Source organism: Pullulanibacillus camelliae, from assembly GCF_014642655.1.
Classification (GTDB): Bacteria; Bacillota; Bacilli; order Bacillales; family Sporolactobacillaceae; genus Pullulanibacillus; species Pullulanibacillus camelliae.
The window spans coordinates 54,383-68,186 of the sequence record NZ_BMIR01000021.1 but is presented as its reverse complement, the minus strand read 5'-3'; the positions used below and the strand labels follow the sequence as shown (position 1 = coordinate 68,186).

The following is a 13,804-nucleotide window of genomic DNA, read 5'->3' as shown; positions in this document are numbered from 1 at the left end:
AACGATTAAACGGCCTTAGCCCTATGGAATATAGAACTAAAGCCGCTTAAAACTCGTTTTATTATTTTCACTGTCTACTTGACAGGGGGCACTTCAAAAATTGGTAGGTACCACTCTTTTGAATTAAAAAGTATAAAATTCTGTTTGTCATCGGAATTGGCAATATTGATGTCCGCTACAGAACGCTCGCTTTCCTCATGCCCACACGATGTGGGAAGGGTCGGCGTTGTCACAGGACGTGACGTTTTTAGCCGATCGTCCTTAGCGGCCTCAGCTAATTTTGGAGTGATCTATTTGTGCTCCAAAGTGGATCTTCGGATACGTGCTGTTCCCGAAGGAGCCTCGCCTCTTTCGCTCCAATCCACTTGAAAACCGACGATGCTTTTGATATTAAAAACCTTTTTTAGTAGCTAAGCAAGACTGAGCCTTCTTGCCTTTAAAAAGTTCTAAAAATAAGTTCGCAGAAAGGATACCTTCTGATAAAGTTAAAGTATCCCTAAATTACGCATCGATGAAGAAGCACCCCTTATCACGTATAATTAAAAGTGACGTAGAGTCAGTTTTTGGATTTCTGAAGGCGAATTTGCGTTTTACTCGCATGTCCGTTATGGGACAAAAAGAAAAGAGAAAATGAATTAGGCTTTGCGTTTATGGCAGTGAACTTAAGAAAGTACACTGCCAAAACGCTAAATATAACGATTGATGAATAATTCAACTAAAAAAGGTTCCCATCATCCAAAAATAGATAACGGGAACCTTTTTTCATTTACTTTGACTAGTTATGTTCCAGCCTCAATGACTGCCTGCTTTTCTTTATGAGAAAGTTTTACCACCGAGTGTGAGACTTGTGGTCTTTTTATCGCCGTTACGATAATAGTCAATCTTCACGGTTTGCCCGACTTTAAGCTTAGTGTATAGGTAGGTTGAGAAGTCGACATAATCTTTGATCTTTTGGCTATTGACAGCCACAATAACGTCACCTTCTTTTAAGCCAGCTTTACCTGCAGGAGAATTGGAGCTGATTTGTGAAACGACGAGACCAGACGTAACAGTCTTTGGCAGATTGAGTTGTTGAATATTGCCAGCGACTTCAGAAAGATCTACCAGTCCGATCCCCATGTAAGGACGCTCGACTTTTCCTGTTTTTTCAAGCTGGTTAATCACAGGGATAGCAACATCAATTGGAATGGCAAAGCCAATGCCCTCTGTGTCGGTTTCAGCAATCTTTAAAGAATTGATGCCGACAACCTGACCTTGGATATTGACAAGGGCACCACCACTATTTCCTGGGTTGATGGCTGCATCCGTTTGGATGACCTGTGCATTGTATTGCACTTGCCCCCCTTGGGTATCAACCGTGCGTTCAATCATTCGGTTGTTGGAGCTGACGATACCTTGGGTGACTGAACCTGAGAAGCCTAGAGGATTGCCAATGGCAATAACCGGTTCGCCTCTTTTAAGCGCGCTTGATTGTCCAAACGAAGCGACTTTATTGACCTTATCGCTAGGAATCCTGATTACAGCCAAATCGTAAAGAGAATCCTCACCAAGTAATTTTCCTGTTACCTTTGTATTGTTATCAAATTGAACTTCTAGCTTATCGGCACCAGAAACAACATGATTATTGGTGACGACATAAGCATATTGACCACTCTTTTTATAAATAATGCCTGAGCCCATTCCGGCCTCTTGAAGCGTATCACTCTGTAAAAAGTTTGTGCCGTCACTTTGCTTTTGCATATTAATGACTGCAACAACTGCAGGGGATACTTTATCGACAGCGGATTCTACACTGTCCGTGCTGTTCTTAATCGTCAAGTTTTCTGTGTGGTGATTTTGACTGTTGCTTGTTGCATCCGTTGTTGGGATGCCGCTGACCTGGCTTGAATCATTAGAGCCAGGGAGTAGATTATGTTTTGCTAAATACGGTGAGGCAATAAAAAAGACGACGATCGCAACGAGTGCCCCAAGCAAGCCTGAAATGAACCAACCGCTACGCGCATAGCGTGGTGAGCGACTGGGCTTTTTGTTAGACCCATCATTATCATTACTATAGTATCCCATTTTAAAACACCCGCCTTATGAAATTTTTCTATCTTAAGTATAGCGATAGAATCGACTGAATAAGGGATTGTGTGACAATTTTCAAAATGTCTGTGATAAGTACATCGCTTTAGCCTTTTTAAGATGCCACTTCACATGCTATAACCATTTATGCTTCATTCCCAGCTACCCCCTAAAATAAACTTAAACCTTTTTTATTAAAATCTCATTAACTTTTTCGCTTGCCTCAAAGGGTGTAAGTGTTATTTCTGGAATAGATCTATGCACTAAAGGGATACTAAGAAAAATTATTATGGCACTCAAATCGCCCGTATAAGGGAGGATATTTGCGTGGGTCGTAGATTGAGAGCGAATAGCCACCAAAAAAATAATGAGAATGAGCTAACAGAGCACTCAGAAAAGCGGATCAGTAATGTACTAGCGGAAAATATAAGTACTTTAAAAGCATTATACAGTGATTGCTATGATGTTGTTTTTCGCTCTTTTCTTATCGGTGAAATGCTTCAAGCTGAGCTTGTATTCATCGATAATATGGTCGATAGGGAACAATTAGACACTCAGGTGCTCGATGTTTTAATGACCTGCAAGGATAGCACATTAGTCAATATACAGAACATTATAAATGAAAGCCTTCCTGTCGCCTCCGTCGAGCCCATTGAAACCATTAAACAATGTGTGGATGATATTTCGTTAGGTAATCCCATTCTCTTTATTAATGGCTCACAAGAGGCTATTCGTATTGGATTAAACAAGCTGCAAAACAGTCAAATTACAGATCCTGAAAATGAACCCGTTATTCAGGGACCAAAGTACGGCTTTAATGAATCCTTGCAGACCAATGCCTCATTATTACGTCAGAGAATTCGAGCGCCAGAATTAAAAATGGTACTGTTAGAAACGGGGCGATATACCAAAACCCAGGTGGTTGTGACCTATATGGCTTCCGTTGCCGATCACGCACTTGTTGAAGAAGTCATGGATCGTTTGAAACGAATTGAAATGGATGGGGTCCTAGAGAGTGGTTATATTGCTGAGATGATTGAAGATAGTCCACTTTCACCTTTTCCGCAGATTAAATCAACTGAACGTGTTGATGTCGTTGCGGCAAATCTGCTTGAAGGCCGCTTAGCAATCATTGTTGACGGGACACCTACAGTAATGATTGCCCCGGTTTCACTGATTTCATTTATTCAGGCGGCTGATGATTATTATAATCGCTGGCTCTTTGGTTCAAGCTTTCGCTTTTTGCGCATTAGTTCTTTATTTCTTTCGCTTGTTTTACCCGCTCTATATGTCGCCTTAACTACATTGCATCAAGAGATGATTCCATCTGATCTATTAGTCAGTATCGCTTCTTCCCATGAGCTGATTCCATTCCCTACCTTGGTTGAAGCAGTCATTATGCAGCTTATTTTTGAAATTTTACGTGAAGCGGGTCTTAGATTGCCTCGACAGGTAGGGTCGGCTGTGACAATAGTTGGCGCTCTCGTTGTAGGAGAAGCTGCTGTAACAGCGGGCTTTGTTTCGACGACAATGGTAATTGTCACCGCAATATCTGGTATTACATCGTTTACTGCTCCCGCTTATTCTTTGGAAATGGCCATCAGAATCCTTCGCTTTGTATTAATCCTTTTGGGGGGCTTTCTTGGTTTATTAGGGGTGGTATTTGGGTTGATTGGTATCGCGATCCATTTATCGTCGCTTCGCTCTCTAGGTGTACCTTATCTCACCCCCATTGCACCTGCTAATCTGAGTGAGTGGAAGGATGCCTGGATACGCTCTCCTTGGTGGAAGCTGAATCGCCGTCCGCGTTTGACAGGAAGATGGAATAAGTATCGGCAAGCAAAACATCAAAAGCCTGCTAATAAAAAAAGGGGGGAATGAAAAATGGACATCCAAAGGAACGTGACCCAAATATCTGTTTTTCAAATTGCTTTGCTGCTTGCTATGGCAATGAATAGTACAGCCATTTTAACTGCTCCTGCCATCACGGTGCAATATGCACAAAGGGATCTCTGGCTTTCACCGCTTTTCTCCTCTGTCTCAGGTATTATTGTTCTTTTCTTGGCCATTCATTTAAATCGCCGGTTTCCGGGCATGACGGTAATTCAGTATAGTGAATACTGCATTGGCAAATGGCCTGGAAAGATCATATCTGGAATCTTTCTGCTCGTTGTACTGCACATTGGCAGCATTATCGTTAGGGAGTATGCTGAATTTGTTAAGGGAATGTTTCTTGATGAAACGCCACTGCTGGTGATTATATGTGGCATGGTTATACTGTCTACCTATGCGACCCGATCCGGAATTGAGGTGATTGGGCGTTTGGCCCAGCTTTTTGTTCCAGGAGTCATGCTGACATGGGTTATTCTCCTGTTGTTAACGATTCCTGACTGGGATGTTATGAATATCTTTCCTGCCTTCGATGGCGGGATCTTGCCCGCCATTCGTGGAAGTATCACCCCTCAGGGCTGGTTTAGTGAAATGTTTTTGTTATCGTTTTTGTTGCCTCATCTGAAAAAGAATAGTCCTATTAAAAAATGGATGATTATTATGGTAGTGTTTGCAGCTATTAATTTATCCATTTTAAATATCATTAGCCTGTTTGTTTTTGGCAACCTTGTCCCCACCCTCACTTATCCCGTTATGTCGCTGATTCGATATGTTAATATTGCTGATTTTCTTCAGCATATTGATGCACTGTTATTAATCATTTGGGTGATTGGTGTTTTCCTTAAAATTGTCTTATTTCAATACTGTATTGCGTCAGGCTGTGCGCAATGGTTAAACGTAGAAAAATTCCGGCCTTTGGTATTACCATTAGGCTTTTTGATGGTTTTATTCAGTCTTTGGAGTGCCTCAAGTATGCAGGATTTATCAGCTTATTTAAAGGATACGAGTTTTTTCTACGCCATGATATTTTTTTTGATCTATCCACTCGGTCTATTTCTTATTGCCATTGTACGAAAGCCGAAGATAAGGAGGGATTAACCTCTGATGCAAAAGTACATAAGGTGGTTCACTAGTTTTTGTTTATTAGGGCTATTGGCGGGGTGTTGGGATCAAACGGAGATTGATCAATTAGCTATCATTTCAGCTGTCGGCATAGATTTAACGGCTGACAATAAAATCAAGCTTTCAGCTGAAATCGCTGTACCGAAGAACGCTTCTGCTGGACAGGAATCAAGTGCAGGGGGGCAAAGTGGTGGCAGCCAAAAAATGGTGCGCTCCGCGATTGGAGAAGATTTCAATGATGCGCTTAATCATTTACAAAGTGTAGTACCCCGAAGACTATTTTGGGGACAAGTCAATATTCTCGTGATTGGGGATAAGCTGGCCAAAGCCGGTATGTTAAATCAGCTCTCTTTCTTTAGTGGTCAAAAAGAAGCAAGATTGACGCTCTATCCTTTTATAACGAAAGGGGACGCAGTAGATATCTTGGTAAAAACTTTTCCGTTGGAAACAGACCTCTCAGATCTTATGAGTAATCAATCTAAAATTCAATTTAAAAGGCGAATCACCTTTAACAAAATGCTCCAGAACTTTAATAGTGTATCAGAAGCAATGAGTCTGCCATGGGTGCTTTATGATAAGAAAAACGGTGTACCTTATATTGGTGGCAGAGCTATTTTTAAAAACGGGAAATTCATAGGAGCTGCCAATATGAGGGAAACAGAGGGAATTGCTTGGGTACGGAATGAGATAAAGCATAAAGTGACCAGTGTAAAGGTAGATCATGGCAAAGGGGCGGGATTAAATTTAACCTATTCTAAAACCACATTGAGGCCAAAAATAGCGGGTGATCAATGGGAAATGCATATCGATGTACAAGGAGAGGAAGACATCATTGAAAGTTCATTGGGAAAAGAAATCATGGAGCCGAAAACGATTGACCGCATTCAGAAAAAGGCAGTCATGCAAATAAAAAGTAACATCGATGAAGTGATGAAAAAGGCTCAAAATCAATGGAGTGCAGATATTTTTGGGTTTGATGAAGTCTACTACAGAAAATACCCCAACCTATGGGAAACGCATAAAAAGAATTGGAATACTATCTTTCCGCATATTAAAGTTTTTATCAATGTTGATTTGAAGGTTTATCAGAGAGGCTTAGAGTTAACAGCAAATTAGCAATGGAGGCGACAAGGGATGAAAGGGTTAATCATAGGCATTATCTTGATGCTTTCCCTTGGAATCATCATTTTTGATTGGTCAAATATTCATAAGCGACGGGACCGTATAGTTTTTCTTGCTCTTTGTATCGTGACAGGTTTGTTTGCGATAATTCTCACCCTATTCCCTAATATGCCGAATATAACACAATTTGTTATGCGTCTATTCCCTAAACTCAGTGATTATCTTTAAAACTTGAAAGGGAAACTCTTTGTATTTCATACTAGAGGTATAAATGTTAAGATCAGTTCTTTCAAAACGGTCTTAACTTTCAAAACGTACTAGCGTGCATAAATAAAGTAATGATATTGTCGGAAGGAAGATGGTCCAATGAGTCATGAACATCGTTTCAATCCAGAAAAAGCAGGTAGGCTACTTGATCCTAACCGAAAAAAGAAACTACCCCCGGATGAGATATTAGCCTTGTTAGGATTAGAAAGGGGAGATGTTGTTGCTGATTTGGGCTCTGGAAATGGGTTTTTTACAGTTCCAATTGCTCAAAAAACAGAGACAACAGTTTATGCAGTTGACATTGAGCCTAAAATGCTTGAAGGCTTAAAGGTCTATGCCGATCAAGAGGAGGTAAAGAATATCCAAACGGTTACCTCTGATTTGATTGACATCGACTTGCCTGATGATTCCGTAGATAAGATCTTTAGCTCACTGGTTATGCACGAAGTTTCTGATTTAAATGCGATGCTGAGTGAAATGAAGAGGATATTAAGAGTGAATGGGAAACTTCTTATTTTAGATTGGGAGGCTGTTGAGATGAATGAAGGTCCTCCATTAAAGATTAGAATTCCCTCAGAAAAGTTAAAGGCACTGTTTGAAGAGCAGCAATTTCAAGTGAAAAAGCAAATGGTGTCTCCCGAAGTCTATGCTTTAGTCATGTCCATTTAACGGAAAGGAGTGCCCACTCCTTCCATAGCCATAGCTTAATGGATACATCAGGTGACGGGGAAGAAGTGGTTGTCATTTGTCAAAGTGGGATGAGAAGTGCGAAGGCCAGTAAAATTCTAAAGCAACATGGTTTTGATAAAGTGATAAATGTCAAAGGTGGCATGAGTACTTGGTAATATGGGGAAGAGAGCAATGATGTAAGGATCAGTGCTCTCTTTTTTGTTAACAAAAAGAGAATAGAATAAAGCTGCGCTTAGAGTATCGCGGAAATGGATTGAGAAATTGCCAATCATAATGGGACCTAGTTATTGCTTATTTCATAATAACAAGATCTCTAATCATTGTTCTGTGATCTCAATAATATCATGGAGATTCATCCACTTCATGCCGTTGGCAGTTAAAACCTTGATTTCATGACTATGATGTTTAAAATCAATAACCTTGCCAATAATATATCGTTTTTGAAAAGGATGATAGAGTTGAAGTTTAAGTGTTAATCCCTGATGTATAGAGAGGGAGAGAAGCTGTGAGAAATGATCAATCTGTTGTTCATCCAAAATAGGCCTTATACTTTTTTCTATTTCCTTATCTTGCTCTAACAATGATTCTCTATGCTCAGGCAGCATCATTCGACTGGATTCCCATCTCAAGTTATATCCCGGTGTCAATTTATTCCTCTTCATCTGTCAATACCTCCTTTATTTAAAATGACCACCAATTTTTTGGGAGCGAACGAGAGCTTGACCAGCCTCTGTTAATGAGGAAGCTCGTAAAATGCCTGTTGCACCAAATTTGGCATAAATCTTATCCATTGCCTTGCTTAAATTTTCTTTAGTGATGGAGTCGTTAAAAAGATCCAATTGGTAGCAAGAAGAAGAGTGTAATCCTGAGAGGGTGATGCCAACACTTCGAACAGGTAACCCATCCCAATATTGATTAAAAAGCTGATAAGCAGCTTTAAAAATATCCATATCAAAATTAGTGGGGGACAAGAGTCTAACTTGGCGATAAAAGCCAGTTGGATGGTCAAAATTTGCTCCACGAACACCAACCGAAACAGTATTTCCTATGTAACGTTTAGAACGTGATCGCCGCGCCACCTCTTGACTTAATTCAAGCAAAATGACTTTAATATCTTGTTTCCTTTCATAGTCGCGCGGGAGTGTCATGTAATGGCTGACCGCTTTTTGCTGATCATGCGTTTTGGGGGTAACGGGAGAATAATCAATGCCATTTGCTGTTTGCCATAGTATCTCACCGTTGATTCCCCATTTTCGTTTTAAAAATTCAAGAGAGAGGGTGGCCAGTTGACCGATTTGGCTTATGCCCATTCCTCTGAGATGCTTCTCCATGCGAGAGCCTACGCCAAAAAGCGCTTGAATAGGGAGCGGCCACAGTTTTGTTTGTAAGTTAGCGTGGTTAAGTTTAAAAAGGCCTGAAGGCTGTTTCTTTGCAAAATTATCACAGGCCATTTTAGCTAAAACCTTATTCGGACCGATGCCCACACGGGCAGGGACACCGATCTCATCCATAATTGTTTTTTGAATTTGCTTAGCGATAATATGTGGCTCACCAAATAAGCGCGTGCTGCCTGTGACATCCAAAAATTGTTCATCAATAGAATAGGCTTCAACCAAATCAGTAAAACGTTTATAAATTGAAGTGATTTGTAAGGAAACATCAATATAACGCTGCATCCTAGGTCTTACAACAACAGCCTGTGGACACTTTTGCTTTGCTGTCCATAATCGTTCAGCCGTCTTTATGCCATAGCTTTTGGCGATGGGGCAGGCTGCTAATATAATGCCACTTCTTTGTTTAGGATCACCAGAAACAATAACAGGTTTGTGATGAAGCTCTGGGCGATTTGCTTTTTCAACACTGGCGTAGAAGGTTTGTATATCGATTAAAAAAATGACTTTTTGTACCATGCGAACCCCTCCGAAAGGCGTACATATATTCCCTTTCTGTTATTATATGCGAATGTATGTTTCTTATTCAATGGAAAATGTTTCATAATAAATGAGCGCTTTAGACCATTTTGTAGCATTGTTTAACGATGTGACGCCTTAATGCAGGCTGCTTTTCATGCGGAGTGCGGCAACGTTCGTATTGCTCACATAACTATGGAAAAAAGTGTATATTCGTATGCTTCTAGGGTAACTTATACACATATCTGTGACGTTATTTTTTGAAGGAGAATTGCGATGTATCTTGCCATTATTACTCTGATTGCGTGGTCTGTTATGATTTTATTTATCATTGTGCCTAAATGGTTAACCCTCACCGAAATGGTCTTTTTATACTTCATTATTGGCATTGTGACTGTCACCTTATTTACAGTACTAGATATGAATTTACACTGGGTTCCGGTCACGAGAAATGTAGAAAAATCATTGGCTCTGGATATATGTCGCTTTATTATAATCCCTCTTCTTGTCATTATCGCTGCTGGTATGCTTAATGCTCCCTTAAGATTCCGTTGGCGGCTGACAATGGGCTCCATAATTATGGTGTTATTGATGGCGAATGATTGGATAATGCAACGGTTCCGGCTAATCTTTTTTCACCACTGGAACTTTCTATACTCTTTTCTCATGTATGGAGTGTTTATTGTGGTGTTGGCTTTCATTGCTAGGTGGTTTATCCGCTTAGAAAGAGGAGGACTTAAGCAATCTTGAATGTTATTCACTATGACAGAGGGTTTAATGCTAATGAGTGGGCTATAATCATTTCGATCATCGTTGGAATCTTAGTGGTGCTCATCCTACCTAAAAGATTTACGAAAAAGAAGTCGGCGATTTATCTCCTTTGCGGGGTATTTTTTGGTTTTTGCTTTGATCACACGTTAAGTGTTCTTCCAGTTAACTATTATGATCTAAATGACAGCTCGCAATTTGAAGTGACTGACTTTTTATCCCAAGTGATGTACGCAGCGTTTGGCTATCTTTTCTTTTATTTGTACGATTATTTAAAACTCAGGCTCCGATTCGCGCTAGTCTATATTTTGATATGGACATTTATAAGCATCGGAATAGAGAAGTTATATTCTCTTTTAGGTGTCTTTCATTATCAACATGGGTATAACATCTTTTATTCATTTGATATTTATTTGCTGGTCCAAAGTATTTTTGTCGTGATTTACTATATTATTGAAGGATATGGGGATAGACAATTTTAGTTATCGACCGTTTTTAAATGAATCCATCTCATAATAGAAATGGTGATGCTGAAATCGAATACTATTGTGTTGCTTTTCGCAGGTAAACCATGAGCCTTCTCACGCTCGTCCTTTTAGAGCCTGCGGAGTCCCACCTAGCTCGCTGTTGAGGCCACTGAAAAAGTTTCCTTATCTTATTTTTATCCTATACAAAGAAGGTTCGGGTACTGATTGCAATGGAAGGCACTTACTCTTCACTTGAGCATATAATTATATGCTTATATAATTATATTTGACTGTGAGCATTGAAGGAGAGGGGGAGCAAGTTATGGAGAAGACAATCATGGCTATTGAACAAGTGGCTGGGGTACTCAAGCTTTTTGGCGATAAAACAAGGCTAGCAATGATAAGCTTATTAGCCCATAATGAATGCTGTGTATGCGAATTTGTAGAGATTTTTCAAATGAGTCAACCGGCAATCAGCCAGCATCTCAGGAAGCTGAAGGATAGCGGCCTGGTCAAAGAACGGCGCAGTGGTCAATGGATGTTCTTTTCTTTAAATAAAGAAAACGAAGCTTATCCTTTGATCCGCTCTTTATTACCACACGTTCCTGATCAAAAGGAAAGATTAGAAGCGTTGGAGGCTGAAGGATTACGCATGAGCTGCTGTGATTAAGGAGGATCTGATTTGTGATGGCATTGATTTTAGCTGTGGTTATTTTCATCATTACTCTTGGGCTGGTCATATGGCAGCCTAAGGGGTTAGGCATTGGCTGGACAGCATGCGGTGGTGCCCTGCTTGCTCTGATTGTGGGTGTTGTTGATTTTCATGATGTTGCAATAGTGACAGGGATTGTTTGGAACGCGACACTGACATTTGTAGGCATCATCATCATTTCCCTTATTTTGGATAATATTGGATTTTTCGAATGGTCAGCACTCCACATGGCAAGGGCAGCGAGAGGGGGCGGCACTAGAATGTTTTTATTCATTGCGTTCTTGGGTGCGCTCGTTTCAGCGTTGTTTGCCAATGATGGGGCGGCGTTGATCCTAACCCCAATTGTATTGGCGATGGTACGGGCATTGAATCTCAATGACAAAATGGTTCTTCCTTTTATCATGGCAAGCGGATTTATTGCTGATACAACCTCCTTACCCTTGGTTGTGAGCAACCTCGTGAATATTGTATCAGCAGATTTTTTTCACATTGGTTTTGGACATTATGCGTTACATATGGTGGTTCCAGATCTGTTCTCTCTAGGGGCTAGTATTCTAGTACTCTATCTCTTTTTTAGAAAAAGCATACCTAAGCAGTACGATATGACGCAACTTAAGCTTCCCTCAGAAGCAATTAAGGATAAGCGATTATTTAAGCTATCATGGTTTGTTCTGGCGATACTCCTCATCGGTTATTTTTTCGGAGAGTGGTTGCATATCCCTGTATCCTTCGTTGCCGGGATCATGGCGATTTTCTTATTGGGGATGGCGAAGAAAAGTGCGGCTGTGTCAATTCGTCAAGTCATAAAAGGGGCCCCGTGGGCCATTGTCTTTTTTTCTGTTGGCATGTACGTCGTGATTTATGGTTTAAAGAATGTTGGATTAACAAAAGTGTTAGCCACAGTTATTCAAAGCGTGGCACATCAAGGGTTATTTGTAGGCACCGTTGGGATGGGGTTTATAGCTGCCCTTTTATCCTCCGTGATGAATAACATGCCTACTGTCATGATTGATGCGCTTGCGATCGCTCATACAGACATTACTGGGAGTGTCAAAGATGGTTTAGTCTATGCGAATGTAATAGGGTCTGATTTGGGACCTAAAATTACACCGATTGGTTCTTTAGCGACTTTACTGTGGCTGCATGTTCTTAAACAAAAGGGTGTCACGATTTCTTGGGGATATTACTTTAAAATGGGCATTATACTGACCATTCCCACGCTATTTATTACACTTTTAGGTTTGTACCTTTGGTTAGTTTGGATAAGTTAAATAGGAGGATTCTGATGAAAGAAAAACCGATCATTTATTTTTTGTGTACAGGAAATTCGTGTCGAAGTCAAATGGCGGAAGGCTTTGGACATCAGTACCTTGCTCAAGCTTATCATGTGTATTCGGCCGGTATAGAAGCCCATGGCTTAAATCCAAAAGCAGTTGAAGCGATGCAGGAGGTAGGCATCGATATCTCCACTCAACAGTCGACGATTATTGACGCGTCTTTATTAGCAAAAGCAGACTATGTTATTACCTTATGTGGAGATGCTAAGGATAAGTGTCCAATGACGCCGCAACATGTCAAACGCTTGCATTGGGGGCTGGAGGATCCTGCCCGAGCTACAGGGACGGATGAAGAAAAATGGGCGGTCTTCCAACGGGTCAGAGATCAAATTGGAGAGAAAATCAAGGCGTTTGCATTGGCCCATGCCTAAGTAAGAATTTAAAATGTTGAGGAGAAGTGTATCCTATTGCGTAGACACTAAAAAGTTTACCTATAGGGTCCATTTTTTTTAATTTTTCCTTATGCTATAAAAATTTATAAATTGGGAGCTCTTAGAGGGCATGTTTTGATGAGATTTTAATGCTTTTAGCATGAACCAAATAGAACAAATCAGAGGATGCAAGCTTCCAAATTAATAAAGAGTGGGGCATTTTAACAATGCTCGGCTCAACATAACAAAAGGCTGTCAAGGTTCAAGTGACTATTCTCATCTATTGGGAATAACGCACAAATAGACAAATCTATGCGCATGCACCTTTCCCTGGGGCTTCTAAATGAATAATGTATAATAAGTAAAAATTGGAATAGGTTGATTACAAATGAATAATCATTCAAAAGAAATATGGGGTGCAATCACCGTCGCTTTGGGAACGATTGAATCAGCAATCGGCAGTACGCCGCTTAAGGAACTGAGCTATGATATGCGGTATAATTTGCAGCTTATGGGCAATGTTTTGCAAGCGACTGGCAACGGATTAGAAGCGGATGGTCAAGATACGATTTCTCTTGAGATGCTTGGAGATGAAATCCAAGCGATTGGAAATATCACCGTCATTTCTGGAATGCTCATTTACCTTAATCAAACAGAGGGGCAAAAGCTGATCATCACTGGGAATTGGTTACAAGCCTTAGGGAGCTTTGTCGCTCTGACGGATGAATTTGAGGATACAACAGAGTCGGGACGTGCCTATAACATTATTGGGAATCTCCTGCAAGGTATAGGGAATGCGTTGCAAGCAATGAGTGGCACCTATCAACTCGAACAGACGACAAGGCTCAATACCAATGATGTGAACCTTCTTGGTGTGCTTGGAAATTGGGTACAAGCAATAGGTTCTGTTGTCACTTTAATTGGACAAATTAAAGAGGAAACAGAGGAGGTTGAAGAGGGAAACAGTGAATAAGAAATAAGGCGGATTAAGCTTAGAAGATACTTTTAAAATAACGTCATGCAATTTGCATATTTTAAGCTGTCGCTTAGTAAAGATTTGTAGAGGATTCGTTTGCTGAGC

The 13,804-nt window shown here is 40.4% G+C and carries 14 protein-coding genes and 2 pseudogenes; 13 read left to right on the top strand and 3 right to left on the bottom strand.

The window, feature by feature from the left end:
• Positions 1-541: 541 nt before the first annotated feature.
• Positions 542-710 (top strand): annotated as a pseudogene (locus IEW82_RS16920) (transposase); the annotation flags it as partial.
• A 103-nt stretch (positions 711-813) separates the two neighbouring features.
• On the opposite strand, the gene IEW82_RS16915 reads toward IEW82_RS16920, so the two are convergent.
• Positions 814-2,064, bottom strand: coding sequence for a S1C family serine protease (locus IEW82_RS16915; protein WP_188697352.1), 1,251 nt, complete (start codon positions 2,062-2,064; stop codon positions 814-816).
• A 330-nt stretch (positions 2,065-2,394) separates the two neighbouring features.
• On the opposite strand from IEW82_RS16915, the gene IEW82_RS16910 reads away from it, so the two are divergent.
• The 6 genes and pseudogenes from IEW82_RS16910 to IEW82_RS16885 all read left to right on the top strand — a co-directional run.
• Positions 2,395-3,948, top strand: a complete 1,554-nt coding sequence (locus tag IEW82_RS16910; RefSeq protein WP_229672716.1) for a spore germination protein — start codon at positions 2,395-2,397, stop codon at positions 3,946-3,948.
• A 3-nt stretch (positions 3,949-3,951) separates the two neighbouring features.
• Positions 3,952-5,055 (top strand): GerAB/ArcD/ProY family transporter, encoded by a 1,104-nt coding sequence (locus tag IEW82_RS16905; protein ID WP_188697349.1) that lies wholly within the window; start codon positions 3,952-3,954, stop codon positions 5,053-5,055.
• Between the two features lie 6 nt (positions 5,056-5,061).
• Positions 5,062-6,195, top strand: a complete 1,134-nt coding sequence (locus tag IEW82_RS16900; protein WP_188697346.1) for a Ger(x)C family spore germination protein — start codon at positions 5,062-5,064, stop codon at positions 6,193-6,195.
• A gap of 18 nt (positions 6,196-6,213) precedes the next feature.
• Positions 6,214-6,429 (top strand): hypothetical protein, encoded by a 216-nt coding sequence (locus IEW82_RS16895; protein WP_188697342.1) that lies wholly within the window; start codon positions 6,214-6,216, stop codon positions 6,427-6,429.
• Positions 6,430-6,567: 138 nt separating this feature from the next.
• Entirely contained in the window at positions 6,568-7,137 is a 570-nt protein-coding gene (locus tag IEW82_RS16890) for a class I SAM-dependent methyltransferase (RefSeq protein WP_188697338.1), read from the top strand.
• 38 nt (positions 7,138-7,175) lie between these two features.
• A pseudogene (locus tag IEW82_RS16885) lies at positions 7,176-7,313 on the top strand (rhodanese-like domain-containing protein); the annotation flags it as partial.
• A gap of 162 nt (positions 7,314-7,475) precedes the next feature.
• Here the strand turns inward: IEW82_RS16885 and IEW82_RS16880 are convergent.
• Positions 7,476-7,820, bottom strand: a complete 345-nt coding sequence (locus tag IEW82_RS16880; RefSeq protein ID WP_188697332.1) for a YolD-like family protein — start codon at positions 7,818-7,820, stop codon at positions 7,476-7,478.
• Between the two features lie 15 nt (positions 7,821-7,835).
• Positions 7,836-9,068, bottom strand: coding sequence for a DNA polymerase IV (locus tag IEW82_RS16875; RefSeq protein WP_188697330.1), 1,233 nt, complete (start codon positions 9,066-9,068; stop codon positions 7,836-7,838).
• A 276-nt stretch (positions 9,069-9,344) separates the two neighbouring features.
• Here IEW82_RS16875 and IEW82_RS16870 point away from each other — a divergent pair, with 276 nt between their 5' ends.
• The 6 genes from IEW82_RS16870 (at position 9,345) to IEW82_RS16845 (ending at position 13,696) form a co-directional block, all read left to right on the top strand.
• Positions 9,345-9,818 carry a hypothetical protein gene (locus tag IEW82_RS16870; protein ID WP_188697327.1) on the top strand — a complete coding sequence of 158 codons (474 nt, stop codon included), beginning with the start codon at positions 9,345-9,347 and terminating at the stop codon, positions 9,816-9,818.
• Positions 9,815-10,318, top strand: coding sequence for a hypothetical protein (locus tag IEW82_RS16865; protein WP_188697324.1), 504 nt, complete (start codon positions 9,815-9,817; stop codon positions 10,316-10,318). Before IEW82_RS16870 ends, IEW82_RS16865 begins: the two co-directional genes overlap by 4 nt.
• Before the next feature lie 307 nt (positions 10,319-10,625).
• Positions 10,626-10,973, top strand: coding sequence for an ArsR/SmtB family transcription factor (locus IEW82_RS16860; protein WP_188697323.1), 348 nt, complete (start codon positions 10,626-10,628; stop codon positions 10,971-10,973).
• 14 nt (positions 10,974-10,987) lie between these two features.
• Entirely contained in the window at positions 10,988-12,286 is a 1,299-nt protein-coding gene (locus tag IEW82_RS16855) for an arsenic transporter (protein ID WP_308422170.1), read from the top strand.
• Between the two features lie 14 nt (positions 12,287-12,300).
• On the top strand, positions 12,301-12,723 hold the full coding sequence (arsC, locus tag IEW82_RS16850; RefSeq protein WP_188697320.1) for an arsenate reductase (thioredoxin): 423 nt from the start codon (positions 12,301-12,303) through the stop codon (positions 12,721-12,723).
• Between the two features lie 388 nt (positions 12,724-13,111).
• Positions 13,112-13,696 (top strand): DUF6944 family repetitive protein, encoded by a 585-nt coding sequence (locus tag IEW82_RS16845; RefSeq protein ID WP_188697317.1) that lies wholly within the window; start codon positions 13,112-13,114, stop codon positions 13,694-13,696.
• Positions 13,697-13,804: the final 108 nt, after the last annotated feature.

Bases quoted from the DNA above. Each gene is read 5' to 3' on its own strand.
- IEW82_RS16915 (WP_188697352.1), bottom strand. From the start codon at position 2,064: ATGGGATACTATAGTAATGATAATGATGGGTCTAACAAAAAGCCCAGT.
- IEW82_RS16905 (WP_188697349.1), top strand. From the start codon at position 3,952: ATGGACATCCAAAGGAACGTGACCCAAATATCTGTTTTTCAAATTGCT.
- IEW82_RS16900 (WP_188697346.1), top strand. From the start codon at position 5,062: ATGCAAAAGTACATAAGGTGGTTCACTAGTTTTTGTTTATTAGGGCTA.
- IEW82_RS16895 (WP_188697342.1), top strand. From the start codon at position 6,214: ATGAAAGGGTTAATCATAGGCATTATCTTGATGCTTTCCCTTGGAATC.
- IEW82_RS16890 (WP_188697338.1), top strand. From the start codon at position 6,568: ATGAGTCATGAACATCGTTTCAATCCAGAAAAAGCAGGTAGGCTACTT.
- IEW82_RS16880 (WP_188697332.1), bottom strand. From the start codon at position 7,820: ATGAAGAGGAATAAATTGACACCGGGATATAACTTGAGATGGGAATCC.
- IEW82_RS16875 (WP_188697330.1), bottom strand. From the start codon at position 9,068: ATGGTACAAAAAGTCATTTTTTTAATCGATATACAAACCTTCTACGCC.
- IEW82_RS16870 (WP_188697327.1), top strand. From the start codon at position 9,345: ATGTATCTTGCCATTATTACTCTGATTGCGTGGTCTGTTATGATTTTA.
- IEW82_RS16860 (WP_188697323.1), top strand. From the start codon at position 10,626: ATGGAGAAGACAATCATGGCTATTGAACAAGTGGCTGGGGTACTCAAG.
- arsC (WP_188697320.1), top strand. From the start codon at position 12,301: ATGAAAGAAAAACCGATCATTTATTTTTTGTGTACAGGAAATTCGTGT.
- IEW82_RS16845 (WP_188697317.1), top strand. From the start codon at position 13,112: ATGAATAATCATTCAAAAGAAATATGGGGTGCAATCACCGTCGCTTTG.